Below are 19809 nucleotides of genomic sequence, written 5' to 3' on the forward strand. Positions count from 1 at the left end.
GACGCCTGTGCGACATCCCGCAGGTTCCTCCGAGCTCCGCCGCGGCGCGATGGCCGGTGGGACCAGCAGCCGTCGGCCTCGTCCGGGAAACAGCCGCTGATCGCCGCACAGGGGTGGCTGGTCTTGTACTCGGCGACACCGGGCCCGCGCAGATGAACGTAGTTTCTGCCGTTTCTGGGGAAGCTATTTGATCTTCGCGGCGATGGTCTGGACGAACTCAGGGAGCACATCGTCCCGCCAGACGAAAGGTGCTGGGGCCGGCATGCCCTTGAAAGTCACGGTGGTCTGCCCGCCTACGGTGAACAGCAGCGGGCCTTTGCGGCAGTTCCAACTGCCCTCGTGGTTCCCGGTGATGACACAGTGATCCGCACCCCTCGCACCCTGGTTGGTATTGGTTCCCAGCGCGGCACGATCGACGTAGCTGGCAATCAACTTGGGGTCGGCCACGGCCTCGATCCGGAACCAGAACTGGGTAGCGCTGTAGGTCTCGCCCGGAAGGCGCATGCTGTAGAGGCACTGGCCGGACTCGGACCTGTCACTCTCTTTCCACGAAGAGTCCGCAGCAAATTCCTTGATGGACAAGGCATTGATCGGGCGGCTCTCCTGTTCGATGTTCTTGACGCCAGGGAAGATCGCCTTGATCTCCTCCTGGTCCACGAACGAGCACGCGTCCGGCCACTGATTCGCGGGCAGGATTGCCCCACCCTTGAGCACAGGAAGGTTGACAGGCGCACCTCGGGGGGCGGCCTTGCCTATCGCAACATCACCCTCGGACAACATGTTCGTACTGACCAGGATCGTCAGCAGGACGACATTTGAGATCAGGAGGATGCCCGCCAGGATCAGTATCGTGGCTCTGTTCTTCCGCATGGCGGCCGATTCTCCCTGCGGAGCGAGCTGATTGTCGACCGCATTCGCTACACCGAGGCATCCCGCCCGGGAGATTGACGGGCCGCCTCCGCGCGGGTCCCGGCGTCGACCCGGTCGGTCAGGGCTTGTTCAGGTAGGTGAGGACCGCGAGGACGCGACGGTGTTGTCGCCACTGGTGATGCCGAGTTTGCCGAACAGGAAGGTGGTGTACTTGCTGATGGCGCTTTCACTGAGGAAGAGCTGCCGGCCGATGGCCTGATCGGACAATCCTTCGGCCATGAGGCCGAGCACGGAGTGCTCGCGTTCGGTGAGCCGTCCGAGTCGTCGGTTCGAGGACCCGCTGGACAGCAGCTTGGCGATGACGGCCGGGTCCATGGCGGCCCCGCCATCGGCGACGCGTCTCCTGCCGGCAGATGCTCGTGACAGTACGTCACATCAGCGGCCCACTCGGCCTCATCCCGGCCCGGCGTGAAGAACAGATGCACCTCGTGCGCGGTGATCAACCGCTTGAACCACGGAGCGTCCCTCGCGATCACCCGACCCGCTACTCGGACCGGTCCGGACCGGGCGGCACCTCCGGGTCTCGATGGCGGAGATGTGCGTGATCAGTGATGCACTGGTGAGCCCACTTTCTTTTCATTTTTGCAGTGTGACTAATATCGATGCGTCGAAGTTCTCAACGGATTTGACCAGTCGTGAGGCTGGCATCATCGTCAAGGAGCACGCCCTGCGCACGCGCGCCTCACGGCGGACCGAATCGACCACCATGTCGCTGCGGACGGCCCTGCTCGTACTGGCCGTCGCTTCTTCGAGAGCCGGGACATCCCGTTCGCGGTCTCGATCAACCGCTTCCACGGCCACAACACCCGTACGCCGGACGAGATCAGGGCCACTCTCGACCTCGATCCGCATGTTCCGCTGCTGATCGGCGACGTCCGTGAGCGGCCGTTCGGCCGGGACGTGCTGCTGGCCCTGGTGGACCACCTGATGAGCCTGCCCGTCGCGGCCGGCTGACCGTTCGTTCCCCCTTACTTTTCTCGCTCTGGAGAGATCTGAGATGGCATCACCCCTGCACGTCCTGATTCACGGCGGCGGCATCGGCGGGCTCACCCTCGCCACCGCGCTGGCCCGGCGCGGCCACACCGTCGAGGTCGCCGAGCTCCGCGACGAGCTGGACGCACTCGGCGTCGGCATCATCCAGCCGTCCAACGCCCTCCATGTGATGCGGGAGATCGGGGTTCTCGACGACTGCCTCAAGGCGGGCTTCGAGTGGGAGATCCTGACCATCGCCGACCCGGCGGGCAACACGCTCGCCGAGATACCGCAGCCGCGGATGGGCGACGCGCCCTCCAACAACGGCATCCCGCGCCCCGCCCTGGCCCAGGTGCTCAGCGCCGCCGCCGTCGCCGCCGGGGCCACGATCCGCTTCGGAACCACCATCACCGAGCTGACCGACGACGGCTCCGGCGTGGACGTCGCCCTCTCCGACGGCTCCACCGGCCGCTGGGACCTGGTGGCCGGCTTCGACGGCATCGGTTCGCCGCTGCGCACCCGGCTGTACGGGGACCGTTACGCCCCCGAGTACACCGGCTTCGCCAACTGGCGTGTAACAGTGCCCCGGCAGCCCCAGGTGCGGGGTGTGGTGATGGGCACCGCGGGCAAGGAGGCCAAGGCGTTGCTCACCCCGATCACCGATGAACTGATGTACCTGGGTGCGGTGTTCGCGGAGTCCGAGGAATTCCGGCCGGACCCGGAGCGGGCCCATGAGCAGCTCACGCAGCGGCTGGCGATGTTCTCCGGACCGGTCGCCGAGGCGCTCGCCGCCGTCACCGAACCGGCCGCGGTGGTGTACTCACGGATCTCCCAGGTGACGGTCGAGGAGCCGTGGCACGTCGGCCGGGTGGTGCTGGCCGGTGACGCCGCGCACGCCTCCACCCCGCACATCGCGCAGGGTGCGGCGATGGCCGTCGAGGACGCGCTGGTGCTCGCCGAGTCGCTGGACGCCGAGGCCGGTGTGGCCGCGGCCCTCGAAGCGTGGGAGGCGCGCCGTCGTCCGCGCGCCATGTGGGTGCAGGCCATGTCGCGTGCGGTGCTCAAGCAGGAGACGGGCACCGGGACCACGCCCGAGGAGGACGAACTGCTGAAGGTCGGCATTCCGGGCGCGGCGCATGTGCTGGTGAAGCCCTACTGATCCGCGCGGATCCGCGCATTGCCGGACGGGCTCGGCATGGCCGGCCCGTCCGGCGCGTTCACGGCAGCACCGCCACCCCGTCGATCTCGACGAGCGCCTGCTCGTCCCAGAGTCTCGCCACTCCGATGACCGCCATCGCCGGATAGTCGCGGCCCGCCAACTGACGCCAGATGCGGCCCAGTTCCCCGGCATGGGTCCGGTAGTCGGCCACATCGGTGGCGTACACGGTGACCCGGGCCAGGTCCGCCGGGGCGCCGCCCGCCGCGCGCAGGGCGGTCAGCAGATTGGTGAGCGCCGTCGCGAACTGCTCGGGCAGGGCGGCGCCGATGACCTTGCCGTCCTGGTCGAGGGAGGTCTGCCCGGCCAGGAAGACCAGTTGGCCGCCGGTGGCCGTGACGGCGTGCGAGAAGCCCGCGGGCGGCGAGAGTTCGGCGGGGTTGATCCGGTGGACCGGACTCATGCGGACGCCTCCCGGTTCGCGTACAGCTCCTTGGCGATGATCGTGCGCTGGACCTCGCTGGCGCCCTCGTAGATCCGTGGGGCGCGGACCTCCCGGTAGAGGTGTTCGAGGAGGTGACCGCGGCGCAGGGCGCGGGCGCCGTGCAGTTGGACGGCGGTGTCGACGACGTACTGCGCGGTCTCGGTGGCGTACAGCTTCGCCATGGCCGCGCGGCGCGGTACTCCGGCCTCCCCCGCGTCGTATGCGGCGGCGGCCGCGTACACCAGGAGCCGGGCGGCCTCGGTACGGGTGGCCATCTCGGCGACCTGGTGGGAGACGGCCTGAAGGTCCTTCAGCGGACCGCCGAACGCGGTGCGTTCGGCGGTGTACGCGATCGTGGCATCGAGGGCGGCGCGGGCCATGCCGACGGCGAAGGCGCCGACGCTGGGACGGAACAGGTTGAGGGTGTTCATGGCGACCCGGAAGCCGCGGTCCGGTTCGCCGAGCACATCGTCGGGGGTGACCGGGACGCCGTCGAAGACCAGGCCCCCGATGGGGTGCGGCGAGAGCATGTCGAGTGCGGTGCCGGTCAGTCCGGGTCGGTCGGCGGGGACCAGGAACGCGGTGACGCCACGTGATCCGGCGCCCTGGGTCGTACGGGCGAAAACGGTGTAGAAGTCGGCCTCGGGTGCGTTGGAGATCCAGCACTTCTCGCCGGTCAGCCGCCAGCCGTCGGGGGCGTGTTCGGCGTTCAGGGCCAGGGCGGCCGCGTCGGAGCCCGCGCCCGGTTCGCTGAGCGCGAAGGCGGCGACAGCGCGGCCGGCGCGCACCTCGGGGAGCCAGCGTTCGCGGTGGGCCGGGGTGCCTGCCTGGACCACGGGGTGGGTGCCGAGGCCCTGGAGGGCCAGTGCGGTTTCGGCCTCCGTACAACCGCGGGCCAGGGACTCGCGGAGCAGGCAGAGGTCGAGGGCGCCGGAGTTCAGCAGTCGGTCGAGGAGGCCGGACTCACCGAGTGCGGCGATCAGGGGGCGGTTGACGTGGCCCGGGTCGCCTTTTTCGGCGAGGGGGCGCAGTTGCTGCTCGGCAAGGGCTCTTAGCTCTTCACACCAGGCGATTTGTGCCGGATCGAGCGAGAATGCCGTCATACCGGCGCCTCTCTTGTCGCGTCTCGTCTTCTCTTCTTATCGCGGACCGTTGACTACCGTCACCCAAACGATACGCTCCAGAGGCGACAAGGGGGCGATCCGTCATGGACCCGAAGACCTCAGCGCACCTCGACACCTTCGCCAGGGAGCACCTGCCACCCTCGGACCAGTGGCCGGAACTGCTCTTCGACCTTCCCGAACTGCAGTATCCGGCCCGCCTCAACTGCGCGGCCGAACTGCTGGACCGTACGGTCGACCGCTTCGGCCCCGGGCGCACCGCCTTCCGTACGCCCGACGGCGGAGTCTGGAGCTATGGGGAGCTGCGGGACCGGGTGGACCGGATCGCCCATGTCCTCACCTCCGATCTGGGGGTCGTACCCGGCAACCGTGTCCTGCTGCGCGGCCCCACCACACCCCGTCTGGCCGCCTGCTGGCTCGCGGTGCTGAAGGCGGGCGCGATCGCCGTCACAGTGCTGGCCCAGCAGCGGTCCGCCGAGCTCGCCACCATCTGCTCGATCGCCCGGGTGAGCCACGCACTGTGCGACATCCGGGCGGTCGACGACCTGGTGAAGGCTCAGGTGCCGGGGCTGCGGATCACGGCGTACGGAGGTGACGCCCCGGACGATCTGCTGCACCTGGCCGAGGCCAGGACGGGGCCGTACCGTCCGGTGGACACGGCGGCGGACGATGTCGCACTGATCGCGTTCACCTCGGGCACCACTGGGCGCCCCAAGGGCTGTATGCACTTCCACCGGGATGTGCTGGCCATCGCCGACACGTTCTCGCGCCATGTCCTGCGCCCCACGTCCGACGATGTGTTCGCGGGCAGTCCGCCGCTCGGCTTCACCTTCGGGCTCGGCGGTCTGGTGGTCTTCCCGCTGCGGGCCGGTGCCAGTGCCCTGCTGCTCGAACAGGCCGGCCCGACGCAGCTGCTGCCCGCGCTCGCCGCCCACCGTGTCTCGGTGCTGTTCACCGCACCGACCGCCTACCGCGTGATGCTCGACCACATCGACGAGCACGACCTGAGCGCGCTGCGGCGCTGTGTCTCGGCCGGCGAGAACCTTCCGGTCGCCACCTGGCGGTCCTGGTACGAGCGGACGGGTCTGCGCATCATCAACGGCATCGGCGCCACCGAACTGCTGCACATCTTCATCTCCGCCGCCGACGACGCGGTCCGCCCCGGCACCACCGGAGTTCCCGTGCCCGGCTGGCAGGCCCGGGTGCTGGACCGCGAGGGCAGGCAGGTGCCGGACGGGGAGCCCGGACTCCTCGCCGTCCGCGGTCCGGTCGGCTGCCGCTATCTCGCCGACGAGCGCCAGCGGGACTACGTGGCGCACGGCTGGAATCTCACCGGCGACACCTATGTGCGCGAGCCGGACGGCTACTTCCGTTACGTCGCCCGCGCCGACGACATGATCATTTCCTCCGGCTACAACATCGCGGGCCCCGAGGTCGAGGACGCCCTGCTGCACCACCCCGCGGTGGCCGAGGCCGCGGTGGTGGGCCGGGCGGACGAGCTGCGCGGCCAGATCGTGGTGGCGTACGTGGTGCTGCGAGAGGGCGCGGAACTGGACGCCGACGAGCTGCGCACGTACATGAAGAGCGAACTGGCCCCGCACAAGTGCCCGCGCGTCATCGAGTTCCTGCCCGCCCTCCCCCGCACCGCCACCGGGAAGCTGCAGCGCTTCCGGCTGCGGGACGACTGACCCGGAAATGCGGGTGTCTCGCTCCACGCACACCCGGCAGGATGAGGCATGACCTGGACCTTCACCGATGACGTCAACGCCTTTCTCGACGCGGCCGGCGCCTCGCTGGTCGCCCGGCCCGCCGAGAACACCCTTGTTCTGACCGTGACCGCGACCCTGCGCCGCAGCGGCCCGCACGCCTACGGTGACGCCGACCCGCTGCTGGGCTGGTGGCGCGGGGCGGACGGCGAGGTCGCGGGGACGCTCGTGCAGACACCGCCGCATCCGCCGGTACTGACAGCCATCGCCCCGGAGGCGGTCGCTCCGCTGGCCGCCTCGCTCTCTTTGACCGAGGTCAACGCGGACCGGGCCGTCGCCGAGGCGCTGGCCGCCAACTGGCCCGGCCACCGGGTCGTCCAGGAGCAGCGGCTCTACCGGCTGGGGACACTGATCCCGCCCTCCCCCGCCCCCTCGGGCCGGCCCAGAACCGCCACCGCCGCCGACCGGGAACTGCTGGTGCGCTGGTTCCTCGCGTTCGCCGACGAGGTCGGCCGGCCCGCCACCCATGCCGAACGGCAGGTGGACGAACGGACGGCGTCCGGCAGGCTGACCCTCTGGGAGGTCGACGGCGTCCCGGTGTCGATGGCGGGCGTCTCCCCGCGGATCGCGGGCACGGTGCGGATCGCGCCGGTCTACACGCCTGCCGAGCACCGCGGCCGGGGCTACGCGGCCGCGGTGACGGCGGAGGTCAGCCGGGCGGCACGGGAGGACGGCGCGCAGGAGGTGCTGCTCTTCACCGACCTCGCGAACCCGACCAGCAACGGCGTGTATCAGCGCATCGGTTACCGGGCGGTCTCGGACCGGTTGCTGATCAGCGCGGCAGAGCGATGAGCCGACCGCCGGAACCTGCGTGGCTGGTCGCGGCGAATGTGGTGCGGTGGCGGCGGTACGGGGACCTCGGGCAGGAGCTCCGTCCCGGCACGAAGGCGTACCGGGACGGGCGAAGGTGTATGTCATCGACACCTGTCCCGGGATGGGCCACCAGCAGCTGACCACGATGGGACATGCGCGGCACACCGGCCGCTGGATCACCGTCGCCACGGGGACCCGCCATCTGCACGCCTGCCGGGCGCAGCTGGTGTACATCCCGGCCGTGCTGCAGCGGCGTGCCGGTCCGGGCGCTGCCACGAGACAGGAGGCCGACGAGCCGGCCGCCCTGCTGGAGCGGGTCGCCGGGGAGGAACGGCATGCCCGTCACGGGGCTCCGCACCCCGATGCCTGTCTCTGCCACGCGTGCCTGCCTGTCATCCCAGAGTGAGCCGCGGCTTCGGTGCGTCCGTGCGGCCCGTCGGCGGGGTGCGGCTGCCCGCACGGTACGGGAGCGGCCAGGGCGCGCCCGGTCCGCTGTAGCCCTGGTCGGCCGCCGCGTGCAGCGTCCAGTGCGGGTCGTAGAGATGGGGACGGGCCAGGGCACACAGGTCGGTCCGGCCCGCGAGCAGCAGTGAATTCACGTCGTCCCAGGAGGAGATCGCACCGACCGCGATGACGGGCACGCACAGCGTGTTACGGATCCGGTCGGCGTACGGGGTCTGGTAGGAGCGGCCGTACTCGGGGCTCTCGTCGGGGACGACCTGACCGGTGGAGACGTCGATGGCGTCGGCTCCGTGGGCGACGAAGGCGCGGGCGATCTCGACGGCGTCCTCGGCCGTCGTGCCGCCCTCGGCCCAGTCCGTGGCGGAGATACGGACGGTCATGGGCCGGTCGTCGGGCCAGTCGGCGCGCATCGCGTCGAAGACTTCGAGGGGGAAGCGGAGTCGGCCCTGCAGCGATCCGCCGTAGTGGTCGGTGCGGTGGTTGGTGAGCGGCGAGAGGAAGCCGGAGAGCAAGTAGCCGTGGGCGCAGTGGAGTTCGAGCAGGTCGAAGCCGCAGAGGTCGGCACGCCGGGCCGCGGCTGCGAATTGTTCGCGTACGGCATCGAGGCCGGCCCGGTCCAAGGCGTGCGGGACCTGGTTGACGCCGTCGGTGTACGGGATCGGGGAGGCGGCGGTGAGCGGCCAGTTGCCGTGGTCGAGGGGCTGGTCGATGCCTTCCCACATCAGTTTGGTGGAGCCCTTGCGCCCGGAGTGACCGAGTTGGACGCCGATGGCCGTACCGGGTGCGCTCGCATGGACGAAGTCGGTGATCCGGGTCCAGGCGGCAGCCTGTTCGGGGGTGTAGAGGCCGGTGCAGCCGGGGGTGATGCGGCCGTCGGCGCTGACGCACACCATCTCCGTCATGACGAGCCCTGCGCCGCCGAGTGCGCGTGCGCCCAGGTGGACGAGGTGGAAGTCGCCGGGGACGCCGTCGACGGCCGAGTACATGTCCATGGGTGAGACGACGACGCGGTTGCGGAGTTCGAGGCCGCGCAGCCGCAGCGGGGTGAACATCGGCGGGGTGCCCGGGGCACAGCCGAATTCCTCCTCGACGGCGGCGGTGAAGGAGGGGTCGCGCAGCCGCAGATTGTCGTGGGTGACGCGGCGGCTGCGGGTGAGAAGGTTGAAGGCGAACTGGCGGGGCGGCTGGTCGACGTAGGTGCCGAGCTCCTCGAACCAGCGCAGGCTGGCCGCGGCGGCCCGCTGGGTCGATTCGACGACCGGCCGGCGCTCGGTCTCGTACGCGGCCAGTGCGCCCGGCAGGTCGGGCTGTTCCTCGATGCAGGCGGCGAGCGCGAGGGCGTCCTCGACGGCCAGTTTGGTGCCGGAGCCGATGGAGAAATGCGCGGTGTGGGCGGCATCGCCGATGAGGACCGTGTTGCCGTGCGACCAGCGGGCGTTGACGACGGTACGGAAGGTGAGCCAGGAGGAGTTGTTGGAGCGCAGCGGCCGGCCGCCGAGCGCCTCGGTGAAGATCTTGGCGCAGCGTACGGTCGAGTGCTCCACGTCGCAGGTGTCGAATCCGGCGGCGAGCCAGACCTCCTCGCGCATCTCGACGATGACGGTGGAGGCGTCGGCCGAGAAGGGGTAGCCGTGGAGCTGCATCACCCCGTAGGCGGTCTCGGCGATCTCGAAGCGGAAGGCGTCGAGGGCGAAGTCGGCGGCGAGCCAGATGTAGCGGCAGCGGTGGGTGGTGAGGCGGGGGCCGAAGGTGTCGGCGTGCGCGGCGCGGGTGAGGCTGTGCACGCCGTCGGCGGCGATCACCAGGTCGTAGGCGGCGGCCAGCTCGGCGGCCGGCGGTGCCTCGGTGCGGAAGCGGAGCCGTACGCCGAGCCAGTCGCAGCGTTCGTGCAGGATCTCCAGGAGTCTGCGCCGGCCCAGCGCCGCGAAGCCGTGACCGCCGGAGGTCTGGGTCACGCCGCGGTGGACGATGTCGATGTCGTCCCACCGTACGAACTCGTCCTGGAGTGCCCGGTAGACGACGGGGTCGGCGTGCTCGATGCCGCCGAGGGTTTCGTCGGAGAGGACGACGCCGAAGCCGAACGTGTCCTCGGGGGCGTTGCGCTCCCAGACGGTGATGTCGCGTTCCGGGTCGAGCCGCTTGAGCAGGGCCGCGGCGTAGAGTCCGCCGGGGCCGCCGCCGATGACCGCGATGCGCTTCACGCCGGTCCGATTCGCGCCGGGCGCCGTCGCGGCGGACGGCCCGGTTCCGGTCGCGCTGGTGTCGGGCGGCATCGTGCTACCGGCCTTGCCACTTCGGTGGCCGCTTCTCCGTGAAGGCGGCGTGGAATTCGGCGTAGTCGTCACCGTGCATCAGCAGGGCCTGGGTCGCGGCGTCCATCTCGACCGCGGCGGCGAGCGGCATGTCGAGTTCGGCGGTGAGCAGCGCCTTGGTCTGGGCGAGGGCGAGGGCCGGTCCGTCGGCGAGGCGGCGGGCGAGTGCTGCCGCACGCACATCCGCCTGGCCCTCTTCGGTCAGCTCGCTGATCAGTCCGATCCGTTCCGCTTCGGGTGCGCGGACCGGTTCGCCGAGCATCAGCAGCCGGGTGGCATGGCCGAGGCCGACGACGCGCGGCAGCAGATAGGCGGCGCCCATGTCGCCGCCGGAGAGACCGACCTTGGTGAAGAGGAAGGCGAAGCGGGCGGACGGATCGGCGATCCGGAAGTCGGCGGCCAGCGCAAGAACCGCGCCGGCACCTGCGGCCACGCCGTGTACGGCGGCGATGACGGGGAAGGGGGTTTCACGTAGGGCCCGCACCACCTGGCCGGTCATGCGGTTGAAATCGAGGAGCTGGGCGGTGTCCATGGCGAGTGTCGCGCCGATGATGTCGTCGACATCTCCGCCTGAGCAGAAACCGCGGCCCTCCCCCGCGAGCACCAGAGCGCGCACGGTGCGTTCGCGGGACAGTTCGGCAAGCAGGTCGCGCAGGTCGGCGTAGGCACCGAAGGTGAGAGCGTTGAGTTTCTCGGGGCGGGCGAGGGTGACGGTGGCAACTCCGTCGTCCGTCGTCAGCCGCAGATGGCGCCAGTCATCCGTACGGGGGGCGGAGCTGGGAAACGGGCTCATCGAGGGGGCTCCCCTTCAGCCGTCGGGCTGCTACCTGCGAACGAACTTATCACTCGTACGTGACTCCCGTCACGAGCACGCAATAGGCGGAGCGTGAGAACTTAATGCCGAACGTCCCCTTCGTACCGGTCGGCGGCCCCTTGCCCGTGTCGTTTCACTTCGTAAAGTTGAAACCGAGAAGTCTTGACCTCCAGGAAGTTCGTGAACTCCGGAACGGAAACCGTGCTGTGCCCTCCGATGTCCCTCTCCCCGCCTCCTGGCGGATCGCCCTGCCGCATTCGACGGTGGCCGTACCGGTCGCTCGCGCCCTGATCCGTACGGCACTGGCGGACATCGCAGCACCGGCCGATTCCGATACCGCCGAGCTCCTCACCGCCGAACTGGTCGCCAACGCCGTGGAGCACACCCGCAGCGACGAACCCATCGAGCTGGTGGTGGAGCTCCTGCCGACCGGCTGCCAGGTGGAGGTGCACGACCGCGACCCGGCCCCGCCGGGCGATCTCTCCTATCCGGAGCCCGGCAGTGCGCCGGACCCCTGGCAGGAACACGGCCGGGGTCTGCTGCTGATCCGTACACTCAGCTCGTCCTGCGGTCACCGCACGACGGAGCACGGCAAGGCGGTGTGGTTCACCCTGCCGTCCCGTACGCCTCGGAGCTGACCGGACATCTCGGAGCTGACCGGCCGCCCTCATCAACCCGCGTCGGCAGCGGCCAGACGGGAACGGCTGCGGCCGTAGAAGGCGTACACCGCCGCACCGACGATCAGGAAGACGGCGAACTGCACCCAGGTCGCCCAGCCCGTCCCGTACATCAGATAGAGGCAGAAGACGACACCCAGGAGCGGGCTCACCGGGTAGAGCGGCACCCGGAACGAGCCCGTCACCTCAGGGTTTCGGCGGCGCAGCACGATCACCGCGATGTTCACCGCGACCATGGTGCCCAGCGTGCCGATGGTCGTCAGATTCACCACCACGTCGAGCGACGAGAAGGCCGCCGGGATCGCGAAAACGGCCGCCACGATCCAGGTGTTCGCGACCGGTGTCGCCGTCCGCGGCGAGACCCGCTCGAAGACCCGCGGGATCAGACCGTCGCGGGACATCGACATCAGGATGCGGGTCTGCCCGTACATCACCGCGAGCACGACGGACGCGATCGCGACGACCGCTCCGAAAGCGATGATTCCACCGCCGACGGTCGAGTCGGTGACCTGGTCGACGACGATCGAGAGCGCGGCCGGCTTGTCGGCGACGGCCTCCGGGCCGAGGGCACCGATGGCGGCGAGCGCGACGGCGCAGTAGAGCAGGGTGACGAGGCCGATGCAGACCATGATCGCGATCGGGATGTTCCGCCGCGGGTTCTTGACCTCTTCGCCCGCGGTGGTGATGGCGTCGAAGCCGATGTACGAGAAGAAGGCCAGCGACGCACCGGCGGTGACCCCGCCCGCCCCGTGGGCGACGAACGGCGTGAGATTCCCATGCTCGAAGGCGGTGAAGGCGATGACGCAGAACATGATCAGAATGGCGATCTTGAGGACCGCCATCGCGGTGGTGGCCCCCGCACTCTCCCGGACGCCGCGCACCAGCAGGGTGGCGGCCATCATGACCACCAGGACCGCGGGCAGATTGATCACTCCGCCGTCGCCGGGTCCCGCCGAGAGGGCCGCCGGCAACTGCCAGCCGAACAAGCTGTTCAGCAGCTCATTGACGTACTGGCTCCAGCCGACGGCGACCGCGGAGACCGAGACTCCGTACTCCAGCAGCAGACACCAGCCGACGAGGAACGCGATGCGTTCGCCGAGGGTCGCGTAGGCGAAGGAGTACGAGCTGCCGGACACCGGGATCGCACTGCCCAGCTCGGCGAAGGAGAACGCGGTGAAGATGCAGGTGATCGCGGCGAGCACGAACGACAGCACGACCGCGGGGCCCGCCTCGGCGACGCTGTCGGAGAGGCCGACGAAGATTCCGGTGCCGACGACGGCGCCGACACCGAAGCACACCAGCTGGAAGAGCCCCATGGTGCGTTTGAGGCCGTGCCCCTCCAGGTCGGCACCGGACTCGGCGATCAGCTGGTGGGGGCTCTTGATGCGTGGCCCGGAGGGACGCAGGGAGCTCGGTGGGCGCAGCGGACTCACGGGGATGGTCTCTTCTCTGGTGGAGCATGTGGGGGGATATGCACCCGGGGCCCTGTGGGGGAGCTCCGGGTTCTGGTGACACACGCGAAAATGGGGTTCGAACGTGCGAGCTCGAACCCCACCAAGAGACAACATATTAGTCGCCTTCGCGCATGTTCACCCAATCAGGCGCATGATCATGCAGCAGTCAGCTTGTGGCCGTCAGGGTTGCCACCAGAACGGCCTTGATCGTGTGCATCCGGTTCTCGGCCTCGTCGAAGACGACCGAGTGCGTGGACTCGAAGACCTCGTCGGTGACCTCCAGCTCCGTCAGCCCGTGGGCGGCCTCGATCTCCCGCCCGACCTTGGTGCCGAGGTCATGGAAGGCCGGGAGGCAGTGCAGGAACTTCACGTCGGCGTTGCCGGTGGCGCGCAGGACGTCCATGGTCACGGCGTACGGCGCGAGAGCCTCGATGCGCTCGCCCCAGACCTCCTTGGGCTCGCCCATGGAGACCCAGACATCGGTGGCGACGAAGTCCGCGCCCTTGACGCCCTCGGCGATGTCCTCGGTGAGAGTGACCGTCGCACCACTGGCCTCGGCCAGCCTGCGGGCCTCGGTGACGATCTCCTCGGCCGGCCAGTACGACTTCGGCGCGACGATCCGTACGTCCATGCCCAGCAGGGCGCCGGTGACCAGGTAGGAGTTGCCCATGTTGAAGCGGGCGTCGCCGAGGTAGGCGAAGGCGATCCGCTCCAGCGGCTTCTCGCTGTGCTCGGCCATGGTGAGGACGTCGGCGAGCATCTGGGTCGGGTGCCAGTCGTCGGTGAGTCCGTTGAAGACCGGAACGCCGCCGTACGCAGCCAGCTCCTCGACGGCCGCCTGGCTGTCACCGCGGTATTCGATGCCGTCGAACATCCGACCGAGGACGCGGGCCGTATCCTTCACCGACTCCTTGTGCCCCAGCTGCGAGCCGGAGGGGTCGAGATACGTCGTGGACGCACCCTGATCGGCGGCCGCCACCTCGAAGGCGCAGCGGGTACGGGTCGAGGTCTTCTCGAAGATGAGCGCGATGTTCTTGCCGCGCAGCCGCTGCACTTCGGTCCCCGATTTCTTGGCGGCCTTGAGCTCGGCCGCGAGATCGATCAGGCCGCGGAACTCCTCGGCCGTGAAGTCCAGCTCCTTGAGGAAGTGGCGGCCTGCGAGATCTATGGCCATGAGACTGCTCCTGGGTCCGGTGAGGTCGTGCATACAATGACCCTGGAAGTCTATACGAAGCACTGCATTGCTATACGGAGCCCTTATACGACGACTCTTCGGGCGGAGTCTTTTCGTGGGGGACTCTTTGTGCAGAGTCTCTTTCCTTGCGCCGTGTCGCGCACCGCTGCACCAGGTCGTGCACCGCTACACCGGATCACGCACCACGGGGCAGCTCATGCAGCGGGGGCCGCCCCTGCCCCGGCCGAGTTCGCTGCCGCGGATCTCTATGACCTCGATGCCCTCCTTGCGCAGATAGGTGTTGGTGGTGGCGTTGCGCTCGTACGCGACGACGACGCCCGGCTCGACGGCCAGCACATTGCAGCCGTCGTCCCACTGCTCGCGCTGGGCGGCGTGCGCATCCTGGGTGGCTGTGAGGACCCGGATCGAGTCCAGGCCCAGGGCGTGCGCGATCGCGTCGTGCATGTGCTCCGGCGGATGGTCGGTGACCTTCAGGTCCCTCGGCCCTTCACCGGGCTCGATCGTGTACGAGCGGAGCATGCCCAGCCCCGCGTACTTGGTGAAGGTGTCGCCGTCGATCATCGTCATGACCGTGTCGAGGTGCATGAACGCCCGGCGCTTGGGCATGTCGAGCGCGACGATCGTGTGCGCCGAGCCGGCGTCGAAAAGTCCACGGGCCAGCATCTCCACCGCCTGCGGGGTGGTGCGCTCGCTCATCCCGATGAGTACCGCGCCGTGGCCGATGACCAGTACGTCGCCGCCTTCGATGGTGGAGGGGTAGTCGTCCTGCCCCTCCGACCAGTGGTGGAAGACGCCTGCGTCGGGGCCGGTGAAGAGGGGGTGATGGCGGTAGATCGCCTCGAAGTGGACGGTCTCGCGCTGCCGGGCCGGCCAGCGCATCGCGTTGATCGACACCCCGTCGTATATCCAGGCCGAGGTGTCCCGGGTGAAGAGATGGTTCGGCAGCGGGCCGAGCAGGAAGTCGTCCAGGTCCATGACATGGAAGCGGACGGAGGTCGGCTCGCTGTGCCGCTCCAGGAACTCCCGCTTGGTCATCCCGCCGACCAGCGCCTCGGCCAGCTCGGCGCTGGGCAACTCCTCGAAGGCGGCCCGCAGATGCTCGGTGGCGAGCGGGCCGTACTCCTTCTCCTCGAAGACCCGGTCCAGGACGAGCCGCCTGGCCACCGGAATCTCCAGCGACTCGCGGAGCAGATCGCCGAAGAGGTGCACCTCCACTCCGCGGTCGCGCAGCACGTCCGCGAAGCCGTCGTGCTCCTGGCGGGCGCGGCGCACCCAGAGCACGTCGTCGAACAGGAGCGCGTCCTTGTTGCTGGGGGTGAGCCGCTTCAGTTCAAGATCGGGACGGTGCAGGATGACGCGGCGCAGCCGCCCGGCCTCGGAGTCGACATGGAATCCCATGCATCCATCCTCACCGTGCGGAGCGCCGTTCACCCGGCGAATCGCCAGCGGTTTTCCGTTGATCTCACCGGAAAACCCGCTGACGCCACTGCCTACAGCCGTGGGTCGACCGGCTCCGACTCCAGGGCCAGCACCGCGAACACCGCCTCGTGGACCCGCCACAGCGGCTCCCCGTCGGCCAGCCGGTCCAGCGCTTCGAGCCCCAGCGCGTACTCCCGGAGCGCCAACGACCGCTTGTGGCCGAGGAACCGGCCGCGCAGCCGCTCCAGATTCTCCGGGCGGGTGTACTCGGGGCCATAGATGATCCGGAGGTACTCCCGGCCGCGCACCTTGATGCCCGGCTGGACCAGCCTGCCCTTGCCGTCCCGTACGAGCGCGGCGAGCGGCTTGACGACCATGCCTTCGCCGCCGCGGCCGGTCATCTCCAGCCACCAGTCGATACCGGAGCGCACCGACGCCTCGTCACCGGTGTCGACGACGAGCCTGCGGGTGACCTGGAGCAGACCGGTCGGATCGTGCTCGACCAGCCGGTCGAGCCAGGCCAACTGCTCGTCGTGCGGTACGGAGGCCAGCGAGCGGCCCTGCACGGCGAGGATCTGGAACGGCGCGAGCCGCACCCTGTCCAGGCCCTGGGTGCTCCAGCAGTAGCGGCGGTACGCCTCGGTGAACGCGATCGCGTCCTCGGCCCGTCCCTGCTGGCGGTCCGCGAGCGCGCCCACGTCCACCCCACGGGCCACCGCTGCCGCGAGTGCCGCGTTGGCCTCCGGGAAGACCGCCCCGGATGCGGCACCGACCGCGGCGTACTGCGAGCGCAGCAGCCCGGCCGCCTTGAGAGACCACGGCATCAGCTCGGCGTCGAGCAGCACCCAGTCGGTGTCCCATTCCTCCCAGAGTCCGGCGGCGGCGACGGCGGTGCGCAGCCTGCCGAGGATCACCTCGGTGAGTGCGACGTCGTCGAGGAACGGCCTTCCCGTGCGGGTGTAGAGAGCCCCGGTCGGACCTCCCTCACCGCCGGAGGCGTGGGAGGTCCCCCCTGCGCCGAACCTCTCACGGGCGGTGTTCGCGTCCCGGCAGACCAGCACCACCGCGCGTGAGCCCATGTGCTTCTCCTCGCACACGACCTTGGTGACACCGTCCGCCCGGTACTGGGCGAAGGCCTCGGCCGGGTGCTCCAGATAACCGTCCTCGTGCGAGGTGGCGGTGGGCGCCATGGTCGGCGGGAGGTAGCCGAGCAGCCGCGGGTCGATGGCGAACCGGCTCATGACTTCGAGCGCCGCCGCGGCGTTCTCCTCGCGGACCGAGATGCGGCCCATGTGCCGGGTCTCCACGATCCGGCGGCCGTGCACATCTGCGAGGTCCAGCGGCCTGCCCTCCCTGCCCCCGGGCGCCTCGGTGGTCAGCGGCTTGGCCGGCTGGTACCAGACCTTCTCGGCCGGTACGTCGACGAGCTCGCGCTCCGGCCAGCGCAGCGCGGTCATCTTCCCGCCGAAGACCGCACCGGTGTCCAGGCAGATGGTGTTGTTGACCCAGGAGGTGTTGGGCACCGGGGTGTGGCCGTAGACCACGGCGGCACGGCCGCGGTACTCCTGCGCCCACGGGTAGCGCACGGGCAGGCCGAACTCGTCGGTCTCACCGGTGGTGTCCCCGTACAGCGCGTGCGAACGGACCCGCCCGGAGGTGCGCCCGTGGTACTTCTCGGGCAGTCCGGCGTGACAGACGACGAGCTTGCCCTCGTCGAGCACGTAGTGGCTGACGAGCCCGTCGATGAACTCCCGCACCTGCTCACGGAAGGCGGGGTCCTTCTCGTCCTCGCGGTCCAACTGCTCGATGGTCTCGGCAAGTCCATGGGTGTGCTGGACCTTGCGGCCCTTGAGGTAGCGGCCGAGCTTGTTCTCGTGGTTGCCCGGCACGCACAGGGCGTTGCCCGCCGACACCATGGACATGACGCGGCGCAGTACCCCGGGGCTGTCGGGGCCGCGGTCCACGAGGTCGCCGACGAAGACCGCCGTACGCCCTTCGGGGTGCGCACCGTCGACGTAGCCGAGCTTGCCGAGCAGGGCCTCCAGCTCCGAACTGCAGCCGTGGATGTCGCCGATGATGTCGAAAGGTCCGGTGAGGTGGCGGAGGTCGTTGTAGCGGCGCTCCAGCACCACTTCGGCGTGCTCCGCCTCCTCTTCGGTGCGCAGAATATGCACCTTGCGGAAGCCCTCGCGCTCCAGGCCGCTCAGCGAGCGGCGCAGTTCACGGCGGTGGCGCTGGATGACGTGGCGCGGCATGTCGGCGCGGTCGGGGCGGGCCGCATTGCGCGCGATACAGACCTCTTCGGGCAGGTCGAGAACGACCGCGATGGGCAGCACGTCGTGGCTCCTGGCCAGCTGGACCAGTTGCTTGCGGCTCTCGGACTGGACGCTGGTGGCGTCCACGACGGTCAGCCGCCCGGCGGCGAGCCGCTTGCCCACGATGTAGTGCAGGACGTCGAAGGCGTCACGGCTGGCGCTCTGGTCGTTCTCGTCGTCGGCGACCAGGCCGCGGCAGAAGTCCGAGGAGACGATCTCCGTGGGCTTGAAGTGCTTACGGGCGAAGGTGGACTTGCCGGAACCGCTGGCTCCGATGAGCACCACGAGGGAGAGGTCGGTCACCGGCAACGTGCGCGAAGTACTGGTCATGCGACTTTCGCCTCCTTCTCGGTCTCGTTGGCGGTCTCGTGCCAGGACTCGTTCTTGCTCTCGTTCTTGCTCTCGCTCTCAGTCGTGCCCCCATCGGCCGGGGTCATCGTGAACACCGCCATCTGTGTGGGCGGCCCCACCTCGGGGTCGTCGGGCCCCACGGGGACGAGATCGACGCCGTATCCATGCCGCTGTGCCACCTCCTGGGCCCAGTCGCGGAACTCGGCCCTGGTCCACTCGAACCGGTGGTCGCCGTGGCGCACATGCCCGGCCGGAAGGGTCTCCCAGCGGACGTTGTACTCGACGTTCGGCGTCGTCACGAGCACGGTCCGCGGTCGGGCCGAACCGAACACGGCGTATTCCAGCGCGGGCAGCCTCGGCAGGTCGAGGTGCTCGATGACCTCGCTGAGCACGGCCGCGTCATACCCCTTGAGCCGCTTGTCGGTGTAGGTGAGGGAGCCCTGCTGAAGTGTGACCCGTCCGGCCTGCCGCTCCCCCATCCGGTCCATCTTCAGCCGTCGTGAGGCGATGGTGAGGGCGCGCATCGAGACATCGACGCCGACGATCTCCGTGAAGCCCACGTCCTTGAGCAGTGCCTGCACCAACTGGCCCTGACCGCAGCCCAGGTCGAGGATCCGGCTCGCCCCGGCGGTGCGCAGCGCGTCGAGGATCGCGGTGCGCCGCTGCTCAGCGAGCGGCACCGGCTTCTCCTCGGTGTCGGTCGTCTCGTCCACCGCGTTGTCGATGCTCTCGACGTCCAGGTCGTCCGATTCGGCGAGCCGCACCAGTTCGAGCCGCTGCATCGCCTGCCGCGTCAGCCCCCAGCGTCGGGACAGATAGCGGCTGGTGATCAGCTTCTGCTCGGGGTGGCCTGCCAGCCAGCCCTCGCCGGCCCGCAACAGCTTGTCCACCTCGTCCGGTGCGACCCAGTAGTGCTTGGCGTCGTCGAGCACCGGCAGCAGGACATACAGCTGCCGCAACGCATCCGCCAGCCGCAACTCGCCTTCCAGCACCAGCCGTACGTACCGCGAGTCCCCCCACTCCGGGAACTGCTCGTCCAGAGGTACGGCCACGGCGTCCACGCTCTTCCAGCCGAGCGGCCCGAAGAGCTTGCGCACCAGTTCCGCGCCGCCGCGCGCCGGCAGTGCGGGCACCTCGATCCTCAGCGGAAGCGGCGCCTGTGCACGTTCGGGCAGTGCGCGGCACACACCGTTCAGCGCGGTCTTGAAGACCGTGCTCATCGCGACGGAAAGCAGCGAGGACGCCGCATACGGACGGTCGTTGACGTACTGCGCGAGCGCCGCGTCGGGGGCGCCGCCCCGGCCCTTGCCCTTGCCGCGCCGCACCAGCGCCACGGGATCCACCTCCAGCAGGAGCGCCGCTGTGCAGCGCTCGGCGGATGCCTCGGGATAGAAGACATGCGCGGTGCCATGGGAGGTGGAGAACGTCTGCGCCTTCTCGGGATGCTTGTGCAGCAGAAAGCCGAGGTCGGTCGCGGGACGTTCCGGGTTGCCGGTCGCGCTGATTGTCAGGAACACACGTCCGAGTATGGTCCGCTTCACTCGCCCCCCACCAGGTATTTTCATGTG

General features: G+C 69.5%; 15 protein-coding genes and 2 pseudogenes. 6 read left to right on the forward strand and 11 right to left on the reverse strand.

Annotated elements, in window-relative coordinates; translation table 11 throughout:
• Window positions 1-183: 183 nt before the first annotated feature.
• Together OG609_RS09285 and OG609_RS09290 are read right to left on the reverse strand one after the other, a co-directional pair.
• On the reverse strand, window positions 184-870 hold the full coding sequence (locus OG609_RS09285) for a hypothetical protein (protein ID WP_327272377.1): 687 nt from the start codon (window positions 868-870) through the stop codon (window positions 184-186).
• A 118-nt stretch (window positions 871-988) separates the two neighbouring features.
• A pseudogene (locus OG609_RS09290) lies at window positions 989-1269 on the reverse strand (response regulator transcription factor); the annotation flags it as partial.
• Window positions 1270-1674: 405 nt separating this feature from the next.
• Between OG609_RS09290 and OG609_RS09295 the strand changes: the two are divergent.
• Window positions 1675-1884, forward strand: a pseudogene (locus tag OG609_RS09295) (ATP-binding protein); the annotation flags it as partial.
• A 43-nt stretch (window positions 1885-1927) separates the two neighbouring features.
• Window positions 1928-3061 (forward strand): FAD-dependent monooxygenase, encoded by a 1134-nt coding sequence (locus tag OG609_RS09300; protein WP_327272378.1) that lies wholly within the window; start codon window positions 1928-1930, stop codon window positions 3059-3061.
• Window positions 3062-3119: 58 nt separating this feature from the next.
• On the opposite strand, the gene OG609_RS09305 is transcribed toward OG609_RS09300, so the two are convergent.
• Window positions 3120-3521 carry a RidA family protein gene (locus tag OG609_RS09305; RefSeq protein ID WP_327272379.1) on the reverse strand — a complete coding sequence of 134 codons (402 nt, stop codon included), beginning with the start codon at window positions 3519-3521 and terminating at the stop codon, window positions 3120-3122.
• Window positions 3518-4645, reverse strand: a complete 1128-nt coding sequence (locus tag OG609_RS09310) for an acyl-CoA dehydrogenase family protein (protein ID WP_327272380.1) — start codon at window positions 4643-4645, stop codon at window positions 3518-3520. Before OG609_RS09310 ends, OG609_RS09305 begins: the two co-directional genes overlap by 4 nt.
• Window positions 4646-4749: 104 nt before the next feature.
• Here OG609_RS09310 and OG609_RS09315 point away from each other — a divergent pair, with 104 nt between their 5' ends.
• The 3 genes from OG609_RS09315 to OG609_RS09325 all read left to right on the forward strand — a co-directional run bounded on the left by OG609_RS09315 (window position 4750) and on the right by OG609_RS09325 (window position 7648).
• A complete protein-coding gene (locus OG609_RS09315; protein ID WP_327272381.1) occupies window positions 4750-6351 on the forward strand; it encodes an AMP-binding protein in 1602 nt (533 codons plus the stop codon).
• Window positions 6352-6399: 48 nt separating this feature from the next.
• A complete protein-coding gene (locus tag OG609_RS09320; RefSeq protein ID WP_327272382.1) occupies window positions 6400-7221 on the forward strand; it encodes a GNAT family N-acetyltransferase in 822 nt (273 codons plus the stop codon).
• 115 nt (window positions 7222-7336) lie between these two features.
• Entirely contained in the window at window positions 7337-7648 is a 312-nt protein-coding gene (locus OG609_RS09325; RefSeq protein WP_442817957.1) for a hypothetical protein, read from the forward strand.
• Here the strand turns inward: OG609_RS09325 and OG609_RS09330 are convergent.
• Complete coding sequence (locus tag OG609_RS09330) at window positions 7635-9977, reverse strand: bifunctional salicylyl-CoA 5-hydroxylase/oxidoreductase (protein WP_327272383.1); 2343 nt, start codon at window positions 9975-9977, stop codon at window positions 7635-7637. The two genes, OG609_RS09325 and OG609_RS09330, sit on opposite strands and share 14 nt — an antisense overlap.
• A 4-nt stretch (window positions 9978-9981) precedes the next feature.
• Window positions 9982-10809 (reverse strand): enoyl-CoA hydratase family protein, encoded by an 828-nt coding sequence (locus OG609_RS09335; RefSeq protein WP_114247191.1) that lies wholly within the window; start codon window positions 10807-10809, stop codon window positions 9982-9984.
• Window positions 10810-11036: 227 nt separating this feature from the next.
• On the opposite strand from OG609_RS09335, the gene OG609_RS09340 reads away from it, so the two are divergent.
• On the forward strand, window positions 11037-11468 hold the full coding sequence (locus tag OG609_RS09340; RefSeq protein WP_327272384.1) for an ATP-binding protein: 432 nt from the start codon (window positions 11037-11039) through the stop codon (window positions 11466-11468).
• Between the two features lie 32 nt (window positions 11469-11500).
• Here OG609_RS09340 and OG609_RS09345 read toward each other — a convergent pair whose 3' ends face one another.
• From OG609_RS09345 to OG609_RS09365, 5 genes are all read right to left on the reverse strand, one after another.
• Window positions 11501-12940 (reverse strand): amino acid permease, encoded by a 1440-nt coding sequence (locus OG609_RS09345; RefSeq protein ID WP_327272385.1) that lies wholly within the window; start codon window positions 12938-12940, stop codon window positions 11501-11503.
• Between the two features lie 187 nt (window positions 12941-13127).
• The gene (argF, locus tag OG609_RS09350) at window positions 13128-14135 is read right to left on the reverse strand and encodes an ornithine carbamoyltransferase (RefSeq protein ID WP_327272386.1); all 1008 of its coding nucleotides are present in this window, start codon (window positions 14133-14135) and stop codon (window positions 13128-13130) included.
• Window positions 14136-14321: 186 nt separating this feature from the next.
• Window positions 14322-15554, reverse strand: coding sequence for an arginine deiminase (locus OG609_RS09355; protein WP_327272387.1), 1233 nt, complete (start codon window positions 15552-15554; stop codon window positions 14322-14324).
• 92 nt (window positions 15555-15646) lie between these two features.
• Entirely contained in the window at window positions 15647-18220 is a 2574-nt protein-coding gene (locus OG609_RS09360; RefSeq protein ID WP_327272388.1) for a polynucleotide kinase-phosphatase, read from the reverse strand.
• Window positions 18217-19758, reverse strand: a complete 1542-nt coding sequence (locus OG609_RS09365) for a 3' terminal RNA ribose 2'-O-methyltransferase Hen1 (protein WP_327272389.1) — start codon at window positions 19756-19758, stop codon at window positions 18217-18219. Before OG609_RS09365 ends, OG609_RS09360 begins: the two co-directional genes overlap by 4 nt.
• Between the last annotated feature and the right edge of the window lie 51 nt (window positions 19759-19809).

Origin of the sequence: Streptomyces sp. NBC_01224 (assembly GCF_036002945.1) — a bacterium.
Classification (GTDB): Bacteria; Actinomycetota; Actinomycetes; order Streptomycetales; family Streptomycetaceae; genus Streptomyces.

Bases quoted from the DNA above. Each gene is read 5' to 3' on its own strand.
- OG609_RS09355 (WP_327272387.1), bottom strand. From the start codon at position 15,554: ATGGGATTCCATGTCGACTCCGAGGCCGGGCGGCTGCGCCGCGTCATC.
- OG609_RS09310 (WP_327272380.1), bottom strand. From the start codon at position 4,645: ATGACGGCATTCTCGCTCGATCCGGCACAAATCGCCTGGTGTGAAGAG.
- OG609_RS09305 (WP_327272379.1), bottom strand. From the start codon at position 3,521: ATGAGTCCGGTCCACCGGATCAACCCCGCCGAACTCTCGCCGCCCGCG.
- OG609_RS09315 (WP_327272381.1), top strand. From the start codon at position 4,750: ATGGACCCGAAGACCTCAGCGCACCTCGACACCTTCGCCAGGGAGCAC.
- argF (WP_327272386.1), bottom strand. From the start codon at position 14,135: ATGGCCATAGATCTCGCAGGCCGCCACTTCCTCAAGGAGCTGGACTTC.
- OG609_RS09300 (WP_327272378.1), top strand. From the start codon at position 1,928: ATGGCATCACCCCTGCACGTCCTGATTCACGGCGGCGGCATCGGCGGG.
- OG609_RS09360 (WP_327272388.1), bottom strand. From the start codon at position 18,220: ATGACCAGTACTTCGCGCACGTTGCCGGTGACCGACCTCTCCCTCGTG.
- OG609_RS09330 (WP_327272383.1), bottom strand. From the start codon at position 9,977: ATGCCGCCCGACACCAGCGCGACCGGAACCGGGCCGTCCGCCGCGACG.
- OG609_RS09285 (WP_327272377.1), bottom strand. From the start codon at position 870: ATGCGGAAGAACAGAGCCACGATACTGATCCTGGCGGGCATCCTCCTG.
- OG609_RS09320 (WP_327272382.1), top strand. From the start codon at position 6,400: ATGACCTGGACCTTCACCGATGACGTCAACGCCTTTCTCGACGCGGCC.
- OG609_RS09335 (WP_114247191.1), bottom strand. From the start codon at position 10,809: ATGAGCCCGTTTCCCAGCTCCGCCCCCCGTACGGATGACTGGCGCCAT.